Raw genomic sequence first — 16,082 nt, forward strand, 5'->3', positions numbered from 1 at the left:
AGACCATCCATACTATAGTTCGACTTAAAGGCGAGGTCTATAGTGAAACTCAGGAAAAAAACACTTTCTGGTAATTTTTTGATCAAACCCCCGATTTTCGCGGCTTTCGCTCTGTATTTTTTTGAAGTCCAGTCGTTAAAATGCCTTGATTTTCATTAAAACGCGTTAATTTTTATAAAAAATTCATCAAATACTCCGTTGTTTTTGGTGTTTTGTTGCCAATGACATCGTCTAGTAACTGATATACTCTTGTCCTTATTAAGACTTCGGCATCATAAGGTTTTCTGAATGCAATCACTCTTTTTGCAACAATCTCATGACTTTCCATTTGAAAAAATTGCTGCTATTGACTTAGGGTCAAACAGCTTCCATATGGTGGTCGCTCAAGTTACGCATGGGCAGTTACGAATTACTGGGGAATTTGGGGAAAAGGTTCAGTTGGCTGCAGGTTTGGTTAATGGCCATTTGGATGATGCTTCCCAGCAGCGAGGATTAGATTGCTTAGCGCAATTTGCTCAAGTGATTGAAGACATGCCGCAAGGTTCTGTTCGTGTGGTCGGTACCAATGCTTTGCGAGTGGCTAAAAATCGCTATGACTTTATTGGTAAGGCGATGGATATCATGAGCCATCCCGTCGAAATTATAGCGGGTCGAGAAGAAGCCCGTCTTATTTATATGGGCGTAGCCAGAACCATGGACCATGGTGATGCTAAGCGTTTAGTTGTTGATATTGGTGGTGGCAGCACTGAATTTATTATTGGTAAACAGCTTGAGCCGATACTCACAGAAAGTCTTCACATGGGATGTGTAAGTTTTAAGCAACGCTTTTTTGATGATGGCGTGATTAATAAATCTAACTTTCAGAAAGCCGTCACGGCTGCACGTTTAGAACTCCTTAGTATTCAAGATGATTACCTTGATGAAACTTGGGATGTGGCGATTGGGTCGTCTGGTACTGTGAAAGCTGCTTTTAATATTGTTAAGGAAAACAATTGGAGCAAAAAAGGTATTACGCAAAAGACACTGAAACAAATTCAAAAGGCTTTATTTGCTGCAGGGCACGCTGATAATATTGATTTGCCTGGTCTTAAGCCTGAACGAAAAAGTACCTTTGCCGCTGGTATTGCAATATTAACGGCAGTGTTTGAGTGTTTTGATATCAAACAAATGGATTTCTCGAATGGTGCACTAAGAGAAGGTGTGCTGTACGACATTATGGGGCGTTATGCTGAAACGGATATTCGTGAGCGTACGGTTAACTATATGTTGAACCAGTATCACATCGATACAGAGCAGGCCAAACTTGTTACGCATACTGCTTTATCAGCATTAGCTCAAGTGAAAGACGGTTGGGACTTAAACAGCATTTCCAGTGAAGATTTATTACGTTGGGCAGGCCTTCTTCATGAAGTTGGTGCTGGGATTTCGCATAGCCGTTATCATAAACATGGGGCGTATATAATTCGTGAATCGGATATGCCTGGCTTTTCTCAGCAAGAGCAGCAAGCTTTAGCAAACTTAATTCTTCGACATCGTCGTAAGTTTACTCAGTCTTTGGATTACCGTTTTACAAAAAGTGACCAGCAAGACTTAGACCGTTTATCGATCTTATTGCGGCTGTCTATTTTACTGCATCACGATAGAAAAGAAGGCGACATGCCTATTTTTACGTTAAAAGCAGATAACAAAAATCTCCATGCTGAGTTCTTACCTGGATGGTTAGATAGCAGGCCTCTAACCTTAGCCAACCTTCAGCGTGAAGCGGAGTCCCTTGTATCCGATGGATACACTCTTACTTTTAGTTGATTAAGATTCAAGTGGATAAAAAGTCGTTGCTTTGCTCTAAGTCAGTTTATCAATTGATCTATATAAGGCGGCGACTTCTTCTCGTTGAAGTCCAGTTACTCGTGAGAGCCGTCCTATGCTGGACGAAATTTGTACAGATTCCTTTCCTTCCTCGCCCTTCTCTTTTGATTCTTTGGGTTCAAGTTGTGTGGTTAGCAGTTGTTTCGCTCGATCAGACAATTGAACGGAGTCGTGCTGTTGCCGTTGCGAGTCTTGGCGCGCAGAAGTATCCGCCGGCACCGTTAAGCTAGGCAGATACAAAGGATTGCTGGATAGCGATGAGATCGACAAAACAGCCACCTTACAAAGTTGTTTAGGTACTTCATATAATAGTACAAACAATAGACTAAGGTTGCTTTTTGTTTAATTATAAAAAATTATTATAATTATTTATTTTGTGCACGTATTCACCATATTAGTGTCATTGTTATGTAAGGATGATATTGTTTGCGCTAATGTCTATTAGTAAGACAGCCAATTAAATAGTGCATTTAACAGATGAGCAGTCCGCTTTGTGTCATGTTGATTCATTAGTAATGTGAGTGATTATCTGTTGTAAGTTATTTGCTTCAAAAAGGATGCCGCATGAGTCAAGAAAATCTCCCAATAGAACATCTCTATTTTACTGAGACAAACCTAGAACAGATCTTAGAAAATTTGGACGTAGTTCGTAATCGAATTCATCCACAAGTGATAGACGAAGAAGGCGTAAATGAACAGTTTTTTCCCTCTGTTTGCCTAATTGGTTTGGGGCGCTGTGGTTCTAATATCGCCTTGGATGTTGCATCGTTAGTATATGATGCGAGAGCAAACTACATGCGCGAAGTTGAAAACCAAGAAATATTAAATAATGAGAGTGAGTTCAGGCCTATGCGCTGGATTCGCAAGCATTTGCCTCTTGAAAGTAAAGATGGTTTAAAGCCGGTTTTTTTGATTGAGCCTATTGTTTTATTGGGTGATTTGGATAAAGACATCGAAGGAAGAATACGTTTTTCTAATCAAGAAGGAAGAACCAAGTTTTTAGAAGAATACACCAAATTACAAATCATGGATTTATCTGAAGTTCATGCTGGTGGCGCAGGTAATGCTCCTATTCTAGGACAATATCTTGCGAAGATTATTTTAAATAAAGATGCAACGACATTCCGTAATGAAAACTGGAAACAGATGCACTCGTATTTAGTTGACTCCTGCGGTATTAAAGCCAACCAGTCACGTCTGTACTTTTACATCTTTAGTGCTGGCGGTGGAACGGGGTCGGGGATGGCATCAGAATTTGGTTTGGCTCAACAGTTTTCTTATTTGAGCAAAACTTTCGACTATCGCTCAGATCAGAGTCAAATGGCGGATAAACGCCACAGTTTTGTGTTTGAGCCAATTTTCACTTCAGGCATTTGCATTCTACCTAATATTTCTGGAAAAAATGTTGAGATTTCCGAGGCCTTGCATATTAACGCAGGCCGCCTGCTGACTAAGTATATTTCGGAAGAATGGAACTTTTCTTATAACGAAGAACGTGAAGAAGACGAAGTGCCAGCAGATGTGATGGAGCGCATTCGCCCATGGAACTCTATGATGCTGATATCTAATGATATTATGCGTTATGCAGAAGAAGAAAACGGTGGTGATTCTGATAATATCGATGTGAACACCATGGAAAAATACGCTAACCAGTATATTTCCCAACAAATTTTTAACATCTTGACGGCTCAAGCAGTAACAACCGATTATGACGAAGATTACTTCCGTCGTGCAGGTATCGATATTGCTGAAACCATTCGCTTGGACGCCAATGATTTATTTATGAGTTTAGCAGGCCCTGTTGCAGTGGCTTACGCAGAAAGTGTGGTCAACGAAGGAACACGTCAAGACAGCGTTGATATTGATGACCTGTTCTGTCGCTCAATTGAGCTGCCACACTTCAACAATGATACATCAGCAATTGAAGGCGTGAGCGTGTTGCCTGTCGAGTCGGATCGATATCGAGAAGCGATTAAGGACTATCGTAAAAGTGGTTACGATGCGACGGCCTTGAATCATTTGCATTTCTTTAAAAACTGCTCATCTATCGTTTCTATCATTTCGTTGCCTAGAGATTATAAGCTGTCTTTCACTGCACTGAACCGCTTGAAAATGCATTTGAACCGCTTGTGCCCTAATACAACATTAAAGCGCTATGCGCTTGTTATTGGAGCATCGGCGAACTTATCATTAACGACGTTAATCGCCAAAAGCCCATGTTTGAGTGATGACTTTTTGACTCTAATGGTCGCTTACATGAAACGCTGTTTTGCTCGTGATGATTACCGATACACGGATGAAATTGATAAGGCGATCATTAAAATGATCCAAGATGATGATTTTGATGACGCTTTGGTTGATAAGTACTTTACGACTTATGAAAACCCCGCGAAAATCCTAGACACAAACTGGTATGCAATCAAGCCAATGTATGAGAAAAAGTACCGAGAGTTGATTGATAGCAATCAGCGTTTCGTTTCTATTAATGATATTCGTTTGGATATAAACAACGTTAAAAATGCGATTAAGTATCTTCGTGAAATTTATCGACATCGCATCAGTAAAACCAATGTTCTTACACTGAATGGCTAATTTCATCTAGGCTAGTTTGCAACATGACGGTTGTTTGGAAAAGGCTGCTCAATTAGGTTTGAGTGGCCTTTTTTGTTTGCCCTGTTTTTTAAAATTGGAGAATTTCAATAGTTGGCTTAACTATTGAATGATTAAGTTATCACTGCGGCTTGTGTTTGTGTTTTAGCTCTTTGGTGGTGCGTGTTGTTTGCCCTGTTTTATTTTTCATGATCTTTTTTGGTGCGGTTCTAACTGTTTAGGATGTATATGGCAGAATACTATTGGTTGTTAGTGGCCTCTACGCTTGTATTTATGATGCAGGCCGGCTTTTTGTGTTTAGAGAGTGGTCGTATTCGTAGTAAAAACAGCATCAACGTCGCAGCAAAAAATATCTCCGATTTTATTATTTCAACGACGTTATTTTGGTTGTTTGGTTTTGGCATCATGTTTGGAGACTCTGTTGCTGGCTTATTTGGAGCGAGTGATTTCTTTTTTGATGATCAACACACAGCTTGGGAAGTAAGTTTTTTCCTTTTTCAAATGATGTTTTGTGGTACCGCGGCAACGCTCACTTCGGGAGCTGTTGCAGAGCGCATGACATTTATTGGTTATGTGGCGATCACAGTCATCCTGAGTGCGTTTATTTACCCCATTGTTGGGCATTGGGTTTGGTCAAGTATTTACCCTTCAGAAGGGCCTGATGGTTGGCTTGCAAAACTTGGTTTTATTGATTTTGCGGGTTCCACAGTAGTGCATTCTGTGGGCGGTTGGGTTGCATTGGCTGCCATTATCATTATAGGACCTCGTCTTGGGCGTTTTGAAGAAGGTATACGGCTACCACCCGGTAATAACCTTCCTTTATCTGCGTTAGGGACATTATTAATTTGGTTTGGTTGGATTGGTTTTAATGGTGGTAGCACATTAGCGCTAACCGACGCCGTGCCAATGATCATACTGAATACCTTCATCTCTGCTGCTTGGGGGGCACTCATCGCCGCCGCTATTAATTATTTCCGTGATGGCTATATTGAAGTTGGTTTTGTTTTAAATGGCACTATTGCGGGTTTAGTTGGGATCACGGCCTCTTGTCATGTGGTGTCGCCAGGTGCCTCCGTTATTATTGGTGCGGTGTCTGGTGTGGTGGTTTACTTTGGGAGTTTATTGATGGAGCGTTGGCGCTTAGACGATGCTCTTGATGTTGTTCCTGCTCATTTGTTTGCGGGTATATGGGGCACTTTGAGTGTCGCTTTGTTTGGTCAAACAGACAAAATTAATAATGGATTAGGGTTTGTAGAACAGCTTGGAGTGCAAGCATTAGGTATTGTGGTTATTGGTTTCTATTGTTTTGTAGTGGGATATGTCGGTATGTGGTTGCTAAATCGCTTGATGCCATTACGAGCAAGTAAAGAGCAAGAGGAGCAGGGTCTCAATGTTGCAGAACATAGAGCGACGACTGAACTATTTGATTTGCTAACCTCTATGCAATATCAGCAAAACAATGCCGACTTTTCCAAGTCGGTACCTGAAGAACCCTTTACAGAAGTCGGACAGATTGCGCGAAAATACAATCAAGTTATTGATCGTGTGAGCACGGAAATTGCGCAACGAGATAACGCTCTAATGCGTTTTCAAGAAAGTGAAATGCGTAAGTCTGCGATATTGAACTCTTCAATGGATTGTATTGTAACCATTAACCGTTTTGGCTCTGTCATAGAATTTAATCCTGCAGCGGAGCGAACATTTGGTTGCTTAAAGAAACAAGTTGAAGGTAAAAGCTTTATTGGCCTTTTTATTCGTGAAGAAGACAGAAGGAAAATGTTCGAAAGTTTGAACTCGGGGTTTTCAACATCAAATGGTTTGATACTGAATCGACGCAATCCTTTTCGTCTGCAACGCAGTCCTAATAATGATTTTCCGGCTGAAATAGCGATCACTAAAGCAAATGCCGACTCTGTACAAGAAAGTGAGTACACACTACATATCAGAGATATGACGCGTCATGTGAAGTTGCAGGAGCGTTTAAAGTTTTTAGCCTACAGCGATCCACTCACTAGCTTGTATAATCGTACTTATTTAATGGATTCTTTGGTAAGCGCTTTGCTCTTTGCGACGAAGCAAAAAACGTCTGTTGGGTTACTGTTTTTGGATTTGGATAATTTTAAAATTATTAATGACACCTTAGGCCATAAAGCGGGTGATGAATTGCTTTGTGAAGTGGCAAGACGGTTAATCGGAGTGTCCGAGCAGTGTGATGTTATTGCTCGCTGGGGCGGTGATGAGTTTGTTTTCATGATGACAGAGAATGTCACTGAAAGTCGTTTAGCTCGGCGTGCTCAGCAAATTTTAGAGGCGATGCGAGCGCCAGTCCATCTTAATGAACAGTATTTCACCATACCAACCAGTATAGGGGTTGCTCATACCACTGAGAATGAGCAGAACTTGGATGCAGACAAGTTGATTCAGCAGGCTGATATTGCCATGTATTGGGCAAAAGAGAAGGGTCGTGATAATGCGCAATTTTTCACCTCAGAAATGGCTAATATTGTTACGAAAAAATTCGGTTTTGAGAAAGAAATTAATGATGCCCTGGCATTAGCGCAATTCTCGTTAGTTTACCAACCAAAAGTTCTTATGGAGAAAGCGAATATCCTTGGTTTGGAAGCGTTAATCCGTTGGAATCACCCGACCAAAGGGCGTATTTCTCCTGCTGACTTTATATCTATTGCAGAAGAATCAAACTTAATTATTAAAATTGATGAATGGGTTATTGATCAGGCTTTGCAACAACAAAAAGCATGGCGTGATCAGGGATTGCGTATGGTGCCTATTGCGGTGAATCTTTCAGGACGGCATTTGGTATCGGATTCTTTGGTATCTTACATCTCGCAGAAGCTGGAGGTTTACAATGTGGAAGGGTATTTACTGGAGATTGAGATTACAGAAGGGGTTCTCTTGCAAGATATTCAACGCTGTATTGAAGTGATGGCCGAATTGAAGGCATTGGATATTAAGATATCTGTGGATGATTTTGGAACAGGTTATTCTTCATTAAGTTATTTGAAACGGCTTCCATTGGATGTCTTGAAGATTGACCAATCGTTTGTTGAAGAGTGTGATAGCCACATCGAAGACACCAAAATCTGTGAAACCATTATTCATTTGGCACGTAGCTTGGAGCTTAGAATTGTCGCGGAGGGCGTAGAAACCGCTCCGCAGGCGGATATGTTAAAGTCGCTAGGTTGTGAAGTCTTCCAAGGTTACTATTTTCATAAGCCTATGGAAGGTGCCGATATCGCCAAGTTGCTTACTGTCAGTCCTGTGATTGCTTAGGTGTTTCTCTATCACGGATTGCTTCCATCAGCTCTTGATTCTGCGTTTTTTCTAAAGGCTTTGTGCGATAGTGCAGGGCTGTCTTAGCAATCATATTTGCGGCAACTGGTGCCGTAATCAACAGGAACAAGGTGATCAAAAACTCTTGAATGGAAAGAAATCCTTTTAAATGGCTTTGGAATATCATGGAGGCGACCAAGACACCAGTGATTCCTAATGTTGAGGCCTTAGTTGGGCTGTGCAAACGCATATAAATATCAGGCAAGCGAGCAAGGCCATAAGAGCCTATCAATAGAAAAATGCCGCCAATAAGCAAAGACACGCAGATAATAATTTCGAGATAAAAAGGCATAACTGATCCTTATTCTATGATGTCGCCGCGAAGTAAATACTTACACAGAGCAGCAGTGCTAACAAAGCCGAGCATGGCAATTAATAGCGCCGCTTCAAAATACAATGCGCTTTCCACATAAATGCCGTATAGCAAAATCAGTGCGATGGCGTTGATATACATGGTATCTAACGCCAGGATTCGGTCTGAGATAGTTGGGCCTTTTAAGAGACGCCATAAGTTCAAAATCAGCGCGATGCAAATACACACCGCCACTATGGTGATGGTTACCTTTAGCATCCAAAAATCTCCTTGATCGGCTTCTCATAACGTTGTTTAACCGATTTAATTAGTTCGGCTTCGTCATCTAGGTGAAGTGAATGAACATATAACCACGCTTTGTCTTTCGATACTTCAGCGCTGACTGTTCCAGGCGTCAGCGATACAGTACTGGCTAGAATCGTGATTCCTAAGTCAGAGTCTATATTGATTGGAATCGCGACAAAGCCTGGTGTTAGCTTCTTGATTGGGCCAATAATCAGCAAGGCCACTTCCACATTGGCAGTCAAAATATCTTTTAACACCATAAGAACGTAACGTATTGCTAACCAAGGTTTAAGAATCTTCGGATGCTCATCACGCATGCCGTTCACCAGCAAAGGAATGGTGATAGCAAAAAACGCGGCTAACACTATATGGCCAGCACTCACTGAATTGTTCAACAATAACCAAACTACAAACAGCAATAGGCTGTGAAATGGCATAGGGAATAACTTCATTGGGCTACTCCTGGTAATAATGCATAAGCAGAAGCTTGAATATCATGAAGGTGTTGTGCGGCTTGTAATGTAAATTCACTGATAACACCACCGAACAATACTAAAATGGGCGAGGCGAGCAACAGGAGCGCAATACTCATTATTTCAGCTTTCTTAGCCGGTTCGGCTTCCGCTGCCGTACTGCCATTGTGGCGCCAGAACAGCGTAGTCCCCGCTCTTGAGAAGGTGATTAGTGCCGCTAAACTGCCGATGAGAATTAGCGGCCAAACCCACATAGTTTGTGCAGAAGACTGCGTTGCTTGCAAAATCATGATCTTGCCAACAAAACCTGATAATGGCGGCATGCCGATTAATGCTAGTGCCGAAATAGCAAATGCAAAACCAAGTAATCTAGGTTGAACAAAAGGACGTGAACGCACAAAACGATCCTCTGCTTTGCCGCGCTGACGAGTCATAACATCAGCGAGCAAAAATAATCCTGCTGATGCCAAAGTACTATGTAGCATATAATACAGAGCTGCGGAGGTGGCCGCTTCTGAATTGATTGCTGCACAAGCGAGTAAGCTACCACTGGATATAATGACTAAATTCGCGCTGAGCGTTTTGATTCCAGGGCTAGCGAATACTCCGATGCTCCCAATTGTGATGGTTAACAAAGCCATTGGCCATAACCAAGGAGTGGCAATATTTGCTAGTTCGCCAGCATGTTCACCGAAAATAACCGTATAAACACGGAAAATACTGTAAATTCCCACCTTGGTCATAATGGCAAATAGCGCCGCGACCGGTGCACTGGCACTGGCGTAGGTTTTCGGCAACCAAAAGTGCATAGGTAGCATGGCCGCTTTTAAGCCAAATACAACCAATAATAACAAGGCGCCAGTTTTGGCTAGTGTCGCTGTTTCACCTTGTAGTTGACCAACTTTAATTGCCATGTCTGCCATATTCAGCGTGCCAAGCGTGCCATACAAAATGCCAAGGCCGAATAAGAAGAGGCTAGAGCCTACAAGGTTAAGAATGACATAGTGCAAGGTGGCCTGTGTTTTCTGCTTACCGCCGGCATGGATTAACAGTGCATAGGACGCGATCAACAAGACTTCGAAAAAGACGAATAAGTTAAAAATGTCGCCTGTTAAAAAAGCACCATTAATGCCCATAATTTGGAACATAAACAAAGGGTGGAAATACGCGCCACCTTTGTCTTGCCCTGCGACAGCATAGAGCATTACGCAGAATGCTAAAAAGGCCGTTAATAGCACCAGAAGGCTAGATACTTTATCCGCCACTAATGCAATGCCAAAAGGTGCTTGCCAGCCGCCTAAGGCATAAAGTTGAACGCCTTCAGCATTTATTTTGTACAACAGAATGGCTGACGAAATCAGTAAAAATAAGGTGCCAACAATGGACGTAATGCGCTGCGAATTGATATCACGAGATATCGGTGGCAACAGCATAATGGCGCCAAATAATAAAGGAATCAGAATGGGAAAAATGCTTAGGTGCTGCATTTATTGGCTCCCTCCTGATTTCTGTGAAGCATCGCTCGGTTGCACTGGCAAAGTACCATCAACGTGATCGTTACCCAAGTCAGCACGTGCTCGCATCGCTAAAATCACGGCGAATGCTGTCATAGCAAATCCAATAACAATGGCTGTTAATACCAAGGCTTGAGGAAGCGGGTCACTATATTGCTCTGACTCCCCCAGCACTGCTGCCGCATTGAGTTTGAGTCTACCGCTAGCAAACAAAAACAAGTTCACTGCGTAGGACAATAAAGTTAAACCGATCACCACCGAGAAAGTGCGGCCTCGTAACGCAAGAAAAATTCCGCAGGCGGTTAATAAACCAACGCAAAACGCGTACAAACCTTCCATTAATCATGCTCCTTTTGAATAGGACGCTCACTGGTGGTCAATTGACCTAGATTGGCCAGAATCAACATAGTTGCACCAACTACCGTGAGGAAAACACCAAGATCAAAAATCATGGCACTCGCTAACTCGAATTTGCCAATGACGGGTAAATAAAAATAATCAAACCAAGATGATAAAAAGGTGTGACCAAAGACCCAACTACCTAAACCACTTAGTGTCGCAATACCAATACCTGAACCAATCATGATTTGATAATCCAATTTGATACGAGTCTTAATCCAGTCAACACCGTGCGCCACATACTGCTGGATAATAGCGACGGATGTAATCAAACCTGCGATAAAACCACCGCCTGGCATATTGTGTCCACGTAAGAAAATATAGGCAGAAACCAAAAGTGCTAATGGCAATAAACTCTGAGAGATGACCGCTAACAGAATAGGGTGCCTGTCTTCTGACCAAGCTAAGCCATTACCATCGCTGGATGGCATAAATAGGCGCATTCTAGCGATCAATTTATAAATTCCTAATGCGGCAATACCTAGCACAGTGATTTCACCAAGCGTATCGAACCCCCGGAAATCCACCAAAATCACATTAACAATATTGGTCCCGCCACCACCGGTTTTACTATTTTCGGTAAAAAAGGTCGAAATAGTATCAAGAGGGCGAGTCATTAAGGCATAAGAGATTGTGCCAACGACGCCACCAATTAAGGATGCGAGACTTAAGTCTCGAACCACGCGACGAGGCGACGATTCTTTCGGCGTATTTTGTGGCAAAAAGAACAGCGCCAATATCAACAAGATTACGGTGACCACTTCAACAGATAATTGAGTAAGCGCCAAATCTGGTGCTGAAAACTGAGCGAATGCCAAAGAGACAATCAAACCCACAACAGACAGAGTTAACAAGGCGATAACTCGTCTTCTGTGCCACAGTACAGTGGCTAAGGCTGAAACACATAATAACACTGCACAAGTAATAGATAATGCATCAAGAGGAATCTCAGGACGATGCCCTGCTGTGGTGTTTAGCTTCATTAAAGTAGAGGCGGTCATCACAATGGCAAAAGCTAATACAAAGAAAATGTAGCGTTGTAGCGAACCATTTTCAGTGAAAGCAATGATGCGGCTTGCCTTATTCGTTAGGTATTGGATAACGCCCTCAAATACCAATTTAGGGTCGCTGGTTGGAAACTGAGCCTGAAACTTAAACATGTGAGATCGGTTGTGATACATGTATAAGCCGCCAACTAAAGCGATCACACTCATTAGTAGTGGGAAATTAAAACCATGCCAAATCGCAAGGCTATAGTTTGGCGCAGGAGCATTTAAGGTCGCGTTTGCCGCAGCAAGCAGCAGGTCGCCAACCACTAAACTTGGGAATATGCCGACCACTAGACAAAGAGCAACTAAAATCTCTACTGGTACCCGCATGTAACGAGGCGGCTCATGGGGCGTTTTAGGTAAGTTGATAGGCTCACCATTAAAGAACACGTCATGGATAAAGCGCATAGAGTAAGCCACAGCAAACACGCCGCCTAAGGTGGCTAATACTGGGATGAACCAAGACAATGAACCAAGGGATGCCTGATGTAAGGTTTCGGTGAAGAACATCTCTTTCGACAAGAAACCATTCATCAAAGGAACGCCCGCCATAGAAGCGGAAGCCACCATAGCCAATGTTGCCGTATAAGGCATGTATTTCCAGAGACCGTTTAACTGACGCATATCTCGTGAGCCTGACTCATGATCAATGATGCCGGCCGCCATAAATAAAGACGCTTTGAATATTGCGTGGTTGATGATATGGAAGATGGCAGCGACTGCCGCTAAGTCCGTTCCCATACCGAGCAATAAGGTAATCAAGCCCAAATGACTGATGGTTGAGTTCGCCAATAACCCTTTTAAGTCATGTTGGAAAATGGCGATGTAAGCACCGACAAGAAAGGTTGCTAAACCTGTCAGGCTAACAATCAAGAACCAAAGATCTGTATCAGCAAGCGCGGGATAAAAACGTGCCATTAAGAAAATACCGGCTTTTACCATAGTCGCAGAATGTAGATACGCGCTTACGGGAGTCGGTGCCGCCATGGCATTAGGCAGCCAAAAATGAAAAGGAAACTGCGCTGATTTTGTAAAAGCACCCAGTAGAACTAACACAACAATAATCGGATAATTCACACTGGCTTTGATTAACTCGCCACTGTCTAAAACATCTTGAAGGCTAAAGCTGCCAACTGTATTACCTAAAATTAGCAAACCGGCTAACAAGGCCAAACCGCCAGCACCAGTAACCGTTAGTGCCATTCTTGCGCCTTTCCGCGCTTCCGTTTTGTGCCCCCAGAAACTGATCAATAAGAAGGAGCTAATACTGGTCAATTCCCAAAAAAACCAAAGCTGAATCAAGTTATCAGACAGCACTACGCCGAGCATGGCAAACATGAAGAGGATCAGGTAAGCGTAAAACTTACCAATCGAATCTTTCGCTGATAAATAGTAGCGGGCATACAGAATAACCAGTAAGCCTATGCCCAGAATCAAAATAGAGAACAGCAATGCCAAACCATCTAAACGGAAGGCAAGTTCTAAGCCTATGGCTGGTATCCAAGGAATGGCCGCGAAAAAACGCTCCCCTTGGAAAATATCACCAGCATGGGAAAGAACTAAAAAGAGAGTTAGGGCTGGTAATGCTGCTGTCATGAACGCACAAGCTGTGCGACTAAAGCGAGCGGTAACAAGTGGGATTAACGTACCTAATAAAGGAAGAAAAGGTAGCCAGATAAGTGAACTCAAAGGCAAAACTCCTTTCTAGTAAGCCATAATATAATATGAATGTGCTGTGCGAGCATGGTTGTTATCCTAACAATCGTTCTCTAAGTGTGGTTGTTCAACATTGTTTACTCTTCAAACTGACAGAGTAGCTGCCCTGTAAGCATAGCCTTTTACCAATCTAATCAATAGGCTAAAACTGTTTTTACAGCAAAAAAATAGTATCGATTTGTTTTCATAGAGCCGAGCAATAAGAGCGCTAAACCCCAGAAAAGTTCCTTTGAAACAGGTTTTATTGGTTATTTGAGTTTAGTCAGTGGCGGTTAAGTTACCGCGAAGGAACTTGAAAGTAACGAGTTGTATTATATAGAGCTCATGAATAAAAAACTTTTCGATGAGCTCTATATAATGGATTTGGAAAAGATTAAGTATGCTTTACTTCTTCCATCAGACTTTCTATGTGTACGACGACTTCTAGGCTAGCTATTTCCATTTTATCTAGTTGAACTAGCATTTCTTTCGTATTCTCTGCTTGGGCTGCTTTTAGTGCCATTCTGCCGGACTCATGCACTGTCCTATGTGGTGTTTCAATGGCTTTGAAATTTGGCGATTGCTGGAAGTGTCGGCTGCCGTAACCCTCGTAATACCATTTTCCTAATCTACATTCCGTGTGCAGGTTGACCTCTTCATTGAATTGCTTTTTATCAATACGGTTATAGACATCATTTTTCCAGACCGCATGATCTAATTTCACCGTATTTAAGAATGAATGTGTTGCGGCCACACTAATGACTCCCTGCATATGATTTGAACGAGCAATAACATCATCAACGACTTTATCGATTTGCACCGATGATGAAGAAATATCCACCGCACTGATTTGGTTTTGCTTAACCATATTTTTAATTTGCTCGGTTTGAACGATAACCTGTTTCACTAATGCCTCTACCTGCTCACTTGCGCCATGAGTCTTTCCTGCTAAATTTCTAACTTCATCGGCGACTACCGCAAAACCACGGCCAGCCGATCCGGCTCTAGCGGCTTCAATCGCGGCGTTCAGTGCAAGTAGGTTCGTTTGAGAGGATATTTCTTGAATGCTTGAAACCAGTTGGCTAATGCCATTTGCGGTTTTATCAAGCACGTTGGCCGCTTCCATGCTGTCAGAAGCTTGTTCATTGATTCGGCTTGCGCGCTCGCTTAAGTGATTTAACGCAACTCTCGTTTCACTGAATACATCGTCTAACTTTGATAAGGCAACACGCTCTTCAATTAAGTTTTGGGCGCTATCTGCTAATCCAAAGCGAATAGAATTAAGCATTTCTCCACCACGCAGTTGATAGCGAATGAGTTCTACATTGTCTATCGAGTGGCTTTTGAATTGGTGTAACTTTGCTTTTACTGAATCAAGCTCAGCTTGTATTGTTTCTAAACTGAGTTTGTGGGATGCCCGCTCTATTTCGAGTTGTTGTGTCAGTGTTTTTGTTTGTTGTTTTAATTCAGAATTGAAAAGCATAAAAAAGAGACCCGATCCAAGCATAGGTAAAAAGTATTGATGTTGAATTGGTAGTGTATCTAACAAGAAATCTTTAGTTTGTGAGAGTTATCAATAAAAGGCGGGAAGTTTGTTGGAGAATTGTAAACTGCGTAGTGTTTAGGTTGCTAAGTTTGGACTAGTGCACCACCTAGAATAAGTAGGTGGTGCACTTTAAGCCCATAACTAAATGGCTGGAATGTTTTGCTTACTGGAAGAATTGCCACACAATACTGTGCTCAGAACCTAAGCTCCAAAGTAGTACTACCGCAGCCAATAAAGCTTCTAATACTAAAACGCCCACACCAAGTGTTGTGCTGGAAAGAATGAAGCCTTGCTTATGACTGATGCCTAAGAAGCTTGGTGTGCCGCGATACAACAAATAACCCGTATAAACAACGCCAGCCACACAAGCGAGCAAACATAGCCAAATGACCGGATAAATAGCAAAAATACCACTCAAAAACATCGGAGTGGCTATGTAACCGGCAAAAACAATGCATTCATGGCGTGAAGGGCGATTAGGGAAGTTTCGTGCCATCCAATGAATCAAACTACCTACCATCGCCACAGCGACCAAAATCAGCGCGTAAAACAACGCACCTAAACCAAGGCCATCCATAAAAGATACCTTGATTGCTTCTTCTCCTCCGAACGTCCAACCAAATTGCGTTGTGCCAATAAAAGTACTAATAACTGGAATAGCGGCCATCCAAAGAACATGGTGTAAATACAGATGACTTACCGATTCATGCTCCTTATTTATTTCGCGCCATTCTTTATCTGGATGATGAATAAGACCCCAAACATGATTGATCATGGATTCCCCCTTGCCTCACAGTGTGAGCATAATGAATTTGGAAAAAGTCCTGATACAGCCACGCCCAAACAAAAGTGGCTTATACACAGTATAGATGGATACGCAGAAAGAGGCTGAAAAGATGATAACGTTTTCTTATAAATGAGCGGTTGCTAAGATTATTTGGGAGTAAATAGAACATCTTAGACATTGGAATAGAAAGAACA

12 protein-coding genes are annotated in these 16,082 nt (G+C 42.2%); 3 read left to right on the forward strand and 9 right to left on the reverse strand.

The features are described from left to right. Positions 1-288 precede the first annotated feature (288 nt). Positions 289-1,806: an exopolyphosphatase gene (ppx, locus tag DFP80_RS19085; protein ID WP_113918382.1), complete on the forward strand. Its 1,518-nt coding sequence runs from the start codon at positions 289-291 to the stop codon at positions 1,804-1,806. Positions 1,807-1,842: 36 nt separating this feature from the next. Here ppx and DFP80_RS20595 read toward each other — a convergent pair whose 3' ends face one another. Beyond that, positions 1,843-2,136, reverse strand: coding sequence for a hypothetical protein (locus DFP80_RS20595; protein ID WP_147243858.1), 294 nt, complete (start codon positions 2,134-2,136; stop codon positions 1,843-1,845). Between the two features lie 294 nt (positions 2,137-2,430). Between DFP80_RS20595 and DFP80_RS19095 the strand changes: the two genes are divergently transcribed. After that, entirely contained in the window at positions 2,431-4,458 is a 2,028-nt protein-coding gene (locus tag DFP80_RS19095) for a hypothetical protein (protein ID WP_113918384.1), read from the forward strand. A 246-nt stretch (positions 4,459-4,704) separates the two neighbouring features. Beyond that, on the forward strand, positions 4,705-7,767 hold the full coding sequence (amt, locus tag DFP80_RS19100; RefSeq protein WP_113918385.1) for an ammonium transporter: 3,063 nt from the start codon (positions 4,705-4,707) through the stop codon (positions 7,765-7,767). Here the strand turns inward: amt and DFP80_RS19105 are convergent. From DFP80_RS19105 to DFP80_RS19140, 8 genes are all read right to left on the reverse strand, one after another. Beyond that, positions 7,748-8,119: a Na+/H+ antiporter subunit G gene (locus DFP80_RS19105; RefSeq protein WP_113918386.1), complete on the reverse strand. Its 372-nt coding sequence runs from the start codon at positions 8,117-8,119 to the stop codon at positions 7,748-7,750. The genes amt and DFP80_RS19105 overlap by 20 nt on opposite strands. A gap of 9 nt (positions 8,120-8,128) precedes the next feature. Then, positions 8,129-8,398, reverse strand: a complete 270-nt coding sequence (locus tag DFP80_RS19110) for a K+/H+ antiporter subunit F (protein WP_113918387.1) — start codon at positions 8,396-8,398, stop codon at positions 8,129-8,131. Continuing rightward, complete coding sequence (locus tag DFP80_RS19115; RefSeq protein WP_113918388.1) at positions 8,392-8,877, reverse strand: Na+/H+ antiporter subunit E; 486 nt, start codon at positions 8,875-8,877, stop codon at positions 8,392-8,394. The genes DFP80_RS19110 and DFP80_RS19115 overlap by 7 nt, the downstream gene beginning before the upstream one ends. Beyond that, positions 8,874-10,385, reverse strand: a complete 1,512-nt coding sequence (locus DFP80_RS19120; RefSeq protein ID WP_113918389.1) for a monovalent cation/H+ antiporter subunit D — start codon at positions 10,383-10,385, stop codon at positions 8,874-8,876. Before DFP80_RS19120 ends, DFP80_RS19115 begins: the two co-directional genes overlap by 4 nt. Further along, complete coding sequence (locus DFP80_RS19125; RefSeq protein WP_113918390.1) at positions 10,386-10,751, reverse strand: Na+/H+ antiporter subunit C; 366 nt, start codon at positions 10,749-10,751, stop codon at positions 10,386-10,388. Continuing rightward, positions 10,751-13,549 (reverse strand): monovalent cation/H+ antiporter subunit A, encoded by a 2,799-nt coding sequence (locus tag DFP80_RS19130; RefSeq protein WP_113918391.1) that lies wholly within the window; start codon positions 13,547-13,549, stop codon positions 10,751-10,753. Before DFP80_RS19130 ends, DFP80_RS19125 begins: the two co-directional genes overlap by 1 nt. Before the next feature lie 400 nt (positions 13,550-13,949). Beyond that, the gene (locus DFP80_RS21020) at positions 13,950-15,038 is read right to left on the reverse strand and encodes a methyl-accepting chemotaxis protein (RefSeq protein ID WP_113918392.1); all 1,089 of its coding nucleotides are present in this window, start codon (positions 15,036-15,038) and stop codon (positions 13,950-13,952) included. A gap of 226 nt (positions 15,039-15,264) precedes the next feature. After that, the gene (locus DFP80_RS19140; RefSeq protein WP_113918393.1) at positions 15,265-15,876 is read right to left on the reverse strand and encodes a Yip1 family protein; all 612 of its coding nucleotides are present in this window, start codon (positions 15,874-15,876) and stop codon (positions 15,265-15,267) included. Positions 15,877-16,082: the final 206 nt, after the last annotated feature.

This window comes from Marinomonas rhizomae (genome assembly GCF_003315485.1).
Lineage (GTDB): Bacteria > Pseudomonadota > Gammaproteobacteria > Pseudomonadales > Marinomonadaceae > Marinomonas > Marinomonas rhizomae.

Coding starts and splice junctions, on each gene's coding strand:
- ppx (WP_113918382.1), top strand. CDS start 289: ATGCAATCACTCTTTTTGCAACAATCTCATGACTTTCCATTTGAAAAA.
- DFP80_RS19095 (WP_113918384.1), top strand. CDS start 2,431: ATGAGTCAAGAAAATCTCCCAATAGAACATCTCTATTTTACTGAGACA.
- amt (WP_113918385.1), top strand. CDS start 4,705: ATGGCAGAATACTATTGGTTGTTAGTGGCCTCTACGCTTGTATTTATG.
- DFP80_RS19105 (WP_113918386.1), bottom strand. CDS start 8,119: ATGCCTTTTTATCTCGAAATTATTATCTGCGTGTCTTTGCTTATTGGC.
- DFP80_RS19110 (WP_113918387.1), bottom strand. CDS start 8,398: ATGCTAAAGGTAACCATCACCATAGTGGCGGTGTGTATTTGCATCGCG.
- DFP80_RS19115 (WP_113918388.1), bottom strand. CDS start 8,877: ATGAAGTTATTCCCTATGCCATTTCACAGCCTATTGCTGTTTGTAGTT.
- DFP80_RS19120 (WP_113918389.1), bottom strand. CDS start 10,385: ATGCAGCACCTAAGCATTTTTCCCATTCTGATTCCTTTATTATTTGGC.
- DFP80_RS19125 (WP_113918390.1), bottom strand. CDS start 10,751: ATGGAAGGTTTGTACGCGTTTTGCGTTGGTTTATTAACCGCCTGCGGA.
- DFP80_RS21020 (WP_113918392.1), bottom strand. CDS start 15,038: ATGCTTTTCAATTCTGAATTAAAACAACAAACAAAAACACTGACACAA.
- DFP80_RS19140 (WP_113918393.1), bottom strand. CDS start 15,876: ATGATCAATCATGTTTGGGGTCTTATTCATCATCCAGATAAAGAATGG.